Below are 7836 nucleotides of genomic sequence, written 5' to 3' on the forward strand. Positions count from 1 at the left end.
GAAGAACATTACCTGATCGTGGACGGGGCTCCAAAACGGGTATTGCCGCCCCGGCCAGGGCCGGATCCCGGCGGCGCCGGACGCCGGTTCCGGCGTCGTACGAGGCGACTCCGGCGGCCGTCAGGACGGTTGTGGCACCGTCCCGCCCGCCCTGGCCTGCGACGGGAGCCGGGCGGGGCGCCGGGGCATGTACGGCCCTCGCGGCACCCCTGGGCCCGGGGCCCCCGCTCGACGTGAAGGCGCAGGCCGGGCCGGGGCTCCCGGCGCGGGCGCGGCAGCCGTCCGAGGGTCTCGTCAGGGCCTCTGAGGCCGTCGGGCCGGTATGCGGCGGCCGCTGTCCGGATGGCGGTACGCGAAGGGCCCGGAAGCCGGTCGGTCGGCTTCCGGGCCCGTTACGGGTTCGCCTGTCAGCCGGCCAGCTTGGCCAGGGCCGCGTCGATGCGGGACAGGGTGCGGTCCCGGCCGAGGATCTCCAGGGACTCGAAGAGCGGCAGGCCGACCGTGCGGCCGGTGACGGCCACGCGGACCGGGGCCTGGGCCTTGCCGAGCTTGAGGCCGTGCTCCTCGCCGGCGGCCAGGACGGCCTCCTTGAGGGCCTCGGGGCTGGACCAGTCGGCGTCGGCGAGCTTGCCGCGGGCCGTGCGCAGGAGGGCGTCGGAGCCTTCCTTCATGGCCTTGCTCCAGGACGCCTCGTCCGCCACCGGGGTGTCGAGGAAGAGGAAGTCGACGTTGTCGGTGATGTCGGAGAGGACCGTGACGCGGGTCTGCGCGTACGGAGCGATGGCCTCGAACGCGGCGCGGTCGAACGCCTCGGGCGCCCAGGGGGCGTGCGGCGCGTTCAGCCAGGGCTCGCAGGCGGCGATGAAGTCCTTGACCTCCAGCTGGCGCAGATGCGTGGCGTTGATGGCCTCGCACTTCTTGAGGTCGAAGCGCGCCGGGTTGGCGTTGACGTCCGCGATGTCGAAGGCGGCGACCATCTCGTCCATGGAGAAGATGTCGCGGTCCTCGGCGAGCGACCAGCCCAGCAGGGAGAGGTAGTTGAGCAGGCCCGCGGGGAGGAAGCCGCGCTCGCGGTAGAGGTTGAGGGACGCCTGCGGGTCGCGCTTGGAGAGCTTCTTGTTGCCCTCCCCCATGACGTACGGCAGGTGACCGAAGGCCGGGATGGTGCCGTTGCCGACGCCGATGTCGGCCAGCGCCCGGTAGAGGGCGACCTGACGCGGGGTGGAGGAGAGCAGGTCCTCGCCGCGCAGGACGTGGGTGATCTCCATCAGGGCGTCGTCGACGGGGTTGACGAGGGTGTAGAGGGGCGCGCCGTTGGCCCGGACGATGCCGTAGTCCGGGACGTTCTCCGGGGTGAAGGTCAGCTCGCCGCGCACCAGGTCGGTGAAGGTGACCGGCTCGTCGGGCATCCGGAAGCGGACGATGGAGGTGCGGCCCTCGGCCTCGTACGCGGCCTTCTGCTCGGGGGTCACCGTGCGGCACTTGCCGTCGTAGCCGGAGGGCTTGCCGGCCTTGCGGGCGGCGTCGCGGCGGGCGTCCAGCTCTTCGGTGGTGCAGTAGCAGCGGTACGCGTGACCGGCGGCGAGGAGCTTTTCGGCGACGTCCTTGTAGAGGTCCATCCGCTGGGACTGGCGGTAGGGCGCGTGCGGGCCGCCGACCTCGGGGCCCTCGTCCCAGTCGAAGCCCAGCCAGCGCATGGAGTCCAGCAGCTGCTGGTAGGACTCCTCGGAGTCACGGGCCGCGTCGGTGTCCTCGATACGGAAGACCAGGGTGCCCTTGTGGTGCCGGGCGAAGGCCCAGTTGAACAGGGCGGTACGGACCAGGCCCACATGGGGGTTGCCGGTCGGGGAGGGACAGAAACGGACGCGGACGGGGGTCGCGTTAGCCACGCTTGATCACCTTGTTGGTGAGAGTGCCGATGCCTTCGATGGTGACGGCGACCTCGTCGCCGACGTTGAGCGGGCCGACCCCGGCCGGGGTGCCCGTGAGGACGACGTCGCCGGGGAGCAGCGTCATCGCCTCGGTGATGTGCACGATGAGGTCCTCGACGGGGCGGATCATCTCGCTGGTGCGGCCGAGCTGGCGCTGTTCGCCGTTGACGGTGCACTGGATGGCGAGGCCCTCGGCGATCGCCGCCGGGTCCAGGCCGGTCTCGACCCAGGGTCCGAGCGGGCAGGAGGAGTCGAAGCCCTTGGCCCGCGCCCACTGCTTCTCGCGCTGCTGGACGTCGCGCGCGGTGATGTCGTTGGCGCAGGTGTAGCCGAGGATGACGTCCTTGACGCGGTCGCGGGGCACCTCGCGGCACATCCGGCCGATGACGACGGCGAGCTCCGCTTCGTGGTGCACCTCCTGGGAGAAGGAGGGGTACACCACGGGGTCGCCGGGGCCGATCACGGAGGTGGACGGCTTGAAGAAGGTGACCGGCACGTCGGGGACGGCGTTGCCCAGCTCGGCGGCGTGTTCGGCGTAGTTGCGGCCGATCGCCACGACCTTGTTGGGCAGCACCGGCGGCAGCAGGCGGACCTTGTCGAGGGGGACCTTGTGGCCCGAGCGCTCGAATTCCGCGAAGGGGTGTCCCTTGATGACGTCGAGTTCGTCGCCTTCGAGGACACCGAAGCCGACGTTGCCGTCGATGGAGAATCTGGCGATGCGCACGGGTTGCCGCTGCCCCTCATTGATCACTGGCCGGAGTTGACACTCCAGGCTATCGCGGGGGCGCGGCGGATCCGTTGCGGAATTACGCCGGAATGTCCTGCTCGGGGGCCTTCATCAGGACCGTGCGGCGGGGGTTCGCGGTCTGGGTGGGCAGCTCGACGGGGTACTCCGGCACCTCGGCCGGCGCGGCGCCGAGCTCGTCGGCGTCCTTGAGGTGCGCCAGAGTGGTGCGCCGCGGGTTGGCTATGTTGCGGAACATCATCGTGGTCTTCACTGCTTCACGCCTCGCGAGGTGATGGGGAAATGGGTGGACGGGGTGCCGGAAAAAAGAGGCGCCCTTGTCGTTCGGGGCGACTCTGTAAAGCGTCAGGCTAAGCGCGCTATTCCCTGCGATGCGGTGGGGAAGTCGGCGATCTGCTTGTGAGTTTCCTCACGAACTGTGTGGCAAATGCCACATTTCCCATGATCAATATCCGTGGATGAAACGGACATTGACGGATTGAAGCGCATGTTCCGCTCCCGATCACCGCACCTGGGACAGCGGGCGAACGCGGGCGACTCGCGGGCATAAGTCCGTTATCGGGAATGGCGTCCTCTACGTGTCGTGACACCGTCCGCACATTGCGTCACCCATGTCACAGAGGGCGAGTCCGCCCTTGTTGGAGATCCGGCACTGTGCTGGAATTCCACGGACCGCCGCACGTTTCAGCCGGCGCGCAGGGCGCAGACAGCGCCGCGCGGTGGTGCCGCTCTCTCGGCCAGAGAGGGCAGCCCGCCGGTCACTCACGACCGCCAAGGGGGGACTTGCGGTCCCCTAAGACTCGACACCGTCCCGGCCGTTAGCGCGGCGGGACGCCTGGTCCAGAGGTTGCGACGCTAGTGCAGGGACGTTTCAAGAGGGATGGCAATGGGTCTCCCCAGGCCCGCAAGGGTCGAGGGGAAGCTGCGGCGGACCCGGAGCTGCGTGGCGGGACCGACCACGCCTCCCCGCCCCCGCGCGCCCAGGGCAACGGCCCGGCGGGCGGCGGCGCGCCGTCCGACCGGGACGGCCAGGCGCCGGGCGGTGACGCCCCGGACGGCGGCAAGACCGAGGCGCCGAAGGGCTCCGGCGGCTCCGGATCGCGAATATCGCTGCGCAACATGCGCATCAGCACCCGCCTGGTCTCCCTGCTCGCGCTGCCCGTCATCGCCGCGACCTCACTGGGCGCACTGCGCATCGAGTACTCGCTGGACAACATCGACCAGCTCGACAAGATGCAGCTGCTCACCGAGATGACGCAGCGGGCGACCGCGCTCGCCGACGCGCTCCAGGCGGAGCGCGACCGGTCGGCCGGTCCGCTCGCCGGCTCCGGTGACACCAAGGACGACACCAACGTCGTCGCCCCGCGCCAGGCCACCGACAACGCCCGCGACGCCTTCAACAAGGCCACCACGAACATCCAGGGCGACAACGCCACGATGGTCGGTGTCCGCGCGACCGTCCTGGAGATCGGGCGCCAGCTCAACACCCTCAACGAGATCCGCGGCACCGCCTACACGGACGCCGGCAACCTCTCGCAGACGGTCAACGGCTACAACCAGCTGATCACCTCGCTGCTCTCGCTCTCCCAGGACATGGCGCAGGCGACCAGCAACCCGGAGATGATCCAGAGCACCCGTGCGCTGGCGGCGTTCTCCTCCGCCAAGGAATACGCGTCGATGCAGCGCGCCCTGATCAGCGCCGGTCTCGCGCACAAGGGCGGCGCCGAGCTCTCCGCCAACGACCGGCTCGCCGGCCGTACCGCCGAGAACGACGAGAAGGCCGCCCGGGAGCGCTTCTCGCAGATCTACACCAACAACGCCAGCGCGCTGACCCGCGGTCTGGACGGCACGGACAACCAGATCAAGTCGGCGGTCGCCTTCACGCACCGCGCCTTCGCGACCGACAGCGGTATCCGCAGCCAGGACTACAAGTACCTCGACTGGTACGACACCGACTCCGTCAAGATCGACGAGATGTCGCGTATCGAGACGTCGCTGCTCAGCGAGATGCAGCAGACCTCCCGCGAGCTGCGCAACGACGCCACGCAGGACGCGATCATCAACGGTGCGGTGGTCCTGCTCGTCCTCGGTGTCTCGCTGGTCGGCGCGTTCGTCGTGGCCCGCTCCATGGTGCTCTCGCTGCGCCGCCTCCAGAGCACCGCGCAGCGGGTCGCCCAGGAGCGGCTGCCCGAGCTGGTCAAGCAGCTGTCCGAGGCCGACCCGCAGGACGTGGACACCTCCGTCGAGTCGGTCGGTGTGCACAGCCGGGACGAGATCGGCAAGGTGGCCGCGGCCTTCGACGACGTGCACCGCGAGGCCGTCCGGCTGGCGTCCGAGCAGGCGCTGCTGCGGGGCAACGTCAACGCGATGTTCACCAACCTCTCGCGCCGCAGCCAGGGTCTGATCCAGCGGCAGCTGTCGCTGATCTCCGAGCTGGAGGCCCGCGAGGCCGACCCGGACCAGCTGTCCTCCCTCTTCAAGCTCGACCACCTCGCCACCCGTATGCGCCGTAACGGTGAGAACCTCCTCGTCCTCGCGGGCGAGGAGCCGGGCCGCCGGTGGACGCGGCCGGTGCCGCTGGTCGACGTGTTGCGCGCGGCCGCCTCCGAGGTGGAGCAGTACGAGCGGATCGAGCTCAGCTCCGTACCGCAGACCGAGGTCGCGGGCCGGGTCGTCAACGACCTCGTCCACCTCCTCGCGGAGCTGCTGGAGAACGCCACCTCGTTCTCCTCACCGCAGACCAAGGTCAAGGTGACCGGTCACGCGCTGCCCGACGGGCGGGTGCTGGTCGAGATCCACGACACCGGTATCGGACTCTCGCCCGAGGACCTGTCGGCGATCAACGAGCGGCTCGCCAGCCCGCCGACCGTGGACGTGTCGGTGTCCCGGCGGATGGGTCTGTTCGTGGTCGGTCGGCTGTCGCTGCGGCACGGCATCCGTATCCAGCTGCGGCCCTCCGACTCCGGTGGCACCACCGCGCTGGTCATGCTGCCGGTCGATCTCGCGCAGGGCGGCAAGAAGCCCGCGCCGAGCGTCAAGGCCCCCGGTGAGATGGGCGGCGGACAGACCAGCCGGCTCGCGGGGCTCCAGCCGCGCGGCCAGGTCGGCTCGGGTCCGGCGGCGGGCGCACGCCCCGCGCTGCCCGGACGCGGCGGTCCCGGCGGCGGTGCGGCGAACACGTTCGGTGCCCCGGCGCCGGCCGGCCGGACGAACCCGCCCGGCGCGCCCGCACCGGGCGACGCCCGCCCGGCCGCCCCGCGGCCCGACGACGGCCGTCCCGCGCTGCCCACCCGTGGCTCCGACACCGGCACGTCCGCACCGGGGACCGTGGCGCCGCCCACCGGCGCGCCCCGGCGCGACGAGCGTCCGCAGCTGCCCTCCCGGGGAGCCCCGGCCGAGCTGCCGGGCGGTGCCGGGGGTACCGGCGGTGCCGGGCTGTTCGGCGGTCAAAGCAGCCAAGGCGGCCAAGGCAGCCAGGAGAGCCAGGGCGGCCGGACCGGTCAGCCGGGTCAGCCGGTCCAGGACGTGTTCGGCGGCCAGGACGGGTTCGGCGGCCGGAGCGCATTCGGCGGTCAGGGTACGCAGGACGGCCGGAGCGCCCAGGGCGACCCGGACAGCCGTCGCGACCAGGCGGGTCAGGCCGGTCCGGCGGGTCAGCAGCCGGGCACCACGAGCTGGGGCGCGCGCCGCGAGCGCGGCGGCTCCGGCGACGACTGGCCGGTGGCCTCCCGTGACACCCAGGACCGGCCGCGCGGCCACGAGGAGCCGGAGACCACCGGTAGCTTCGAGCGCCCGGCGCCCGGCGGCGGACCCGGTGACACCGCGGCGTTCGCCCGCCCCGACTTCAACGGCCCGCCGCCCGGCGCGGACGGCTCGCAGACCGGCCGCGGCGCGCGGCAGGACGGCCGCGGCTCCGGTGACACCGGTGGCTTCGCGCTGCCGGCCGGCGAGCGCGGCGCGTTCGAGGGCGGGGCCTTCGGCGGCGCACCGCGCCACGACGGCCAGGGCACCGGCGAGTTCGCCCGGCCCGCCGAGGGCCACCGCGTCCCGCAGGGCGGATACCCCGGCGGTCCCGGCGACACCGGCGAGTTCGCGCTCCCGGGCGACGGGCAGGCGGCCGGTCAGGGCATCGGCAACGGGCCCGGTGACACCGGCCAGTTCGCGCGGCCGAACGGCGGCACGGGTCAGTACGACACCGGACAGTTCCCTCAGGCCGGCAGCAACACCGGTCAGTACGACACCGGGCAGTTCCCTCAGGCCGACGCCAACACCGGCCAGTACGACACCGGCCAGCACCCGCGGCCCGACGCCAACACCGGTCAGTACGACACCGGGCAGTTCCCCCAGGCGGGCGGCACCGGGCAGTTCCCCGCGCTCGACAGCACCACCGGCCAGTTCCCGCACCCGGACGCCGAGCGCGCCGCGTACGGCGACGCGGCGCAGAGCACCGGTCAGTTCCCGGCGCCGCAGCCGCAGGACGGGCTGCCGTCCGCCGATGTGCTCGGCAGTGCGGACGCGGGTCCCGGCGACGGCCGTACACCGATCTTCGACACCATCGAGTCGGACTGGTTCACCACGCCGGCGGCCGCCGCTGCCGGCGTGCCGCCCCAGCAGCCGCAGCAGCAGCAGCAACCCCAGCAGCCGGCCGAGGAGCCCGACGTCCCGCTGATGCCGCGCCGCGCATCCGCACCGGCCGACGGCGCGTCCACCCGTCCGGACGCCGAGGGGCCCGGCGCGCCGGGCCAGAGCGCGTCGAAGTGGCGTGCCTCGCCGAACGACGAACAGTGGCGGCAGGCGGAGCAGATCCGCCAGCCCGCCGCCGGGGGTGTGACCACGTCCGGACTGCCCCGCCGGGTGCCCCGCGCGAACCTCGTCGCGGGCACCGCCCAGCAGCAGTCCACCCAGACCGGTCCGCAGGTCTCGCGTGCGCCCAGTGACGTACGCGGCCGGCTGACCAATCTCCGTCGGGGAATCCAGCAGGGCCGGCAGGCCGGAGGGACCTCGTCCACCGGCAACCACGGCATTGTTGACCCCACTCACCAGCAGGAGCGTTAGTTGAGTCCGATGAGCCAGGCGGCGCAGAACCTGAACTGGTTGATCACCAACTTCGTGGACAACACCCCCGGTGTGTCCCACACGGTCGTGGTCTCCGCGGACGGT

The 7836-nt window shown here is 71.9% G+C and carries 4 protein-coding genes and 1 pseudogene; 2 read left to right on the forward strand and 3 right to left on the reverse strand.

From position 1 onward, the window contains the following. Window positions 1-407: 407 nt before the first annotated feature. The 3 genes from gltX to IH09_RS26165 all read right to left on the reverse strand — a co-directional run bounded on the left by gltX (window position 408) and on the right by IH09_RS26165 (window position 2929). Complete coding sequence (gltX, locus tag IH09_RS26155) at window positions 408-1889, reverse strand: glutamate--tRNA ligase (protein ID WP_052859938.1); 1482 nt, start codon at window positions 1887-1889, stop codon at window positions 408-410. After that, window positions 1882-2655 carry a fumarylacetoacetate hydrolase family protein gene (locus IH09_RS26160; RefSeq protein ID WP_052859939.1) on the reverse strand — a complete coding sequence of 258 codons (774 nt, stop codon included), beginning with the start codon at window positions 2653-2655 and terminating at the stop codon, window positions 1882-1884. Before IH09_RS26160 ends, gltX begins: the two co-directional genes overlap by 8 nt. Before the next feature lie 82 nt (window positions 2656-2737). Then, window positions 2738-2929: a hypothetical protein gene (locus tag IH09_RS26165; protein ID WP_052859940.1), complete on the reverse strand. Its 192-nt coding sequence runs from the start codon at window positions 2927-2929 to the stop codon at window positions 2738-2740. A gap of 605 nt (window positions 2930-3534) precedes the next feature. Here IH09_RS26165 and IH09_RS26170 point away from each other — a divergent pair. After that, on the forward strand, window positions 3535-7731 hold the full coding sequence (locus tag IH09_RS26170) for a nitrate- and nitrite sensing domain-containing protein (RefSeq protein ID WP_052859941.1): 4197 nt from the start codon (window positions 3535-3537) through the stop codon (window positions 7729-7731). A 9-nt stretch (window positions 7732-7740) separates the two neighbouring features. After that, window positions 7741-7836, forward strand: a pseudogene (locus tag IH09_RS26175) (roadblock/LC7 domain-containing protein); the annotation flags it as partial.

Origin of the sequence: Streptomyces celluloflavus, assembly GCA_000720995.1 — a bacterium.
Lineage (GTDB): Bacteria > Actinomycetota > Actinomycetes > Streptomycetales > Streptomycetaceae > Streptomyces > Streptomyces celluloflavus.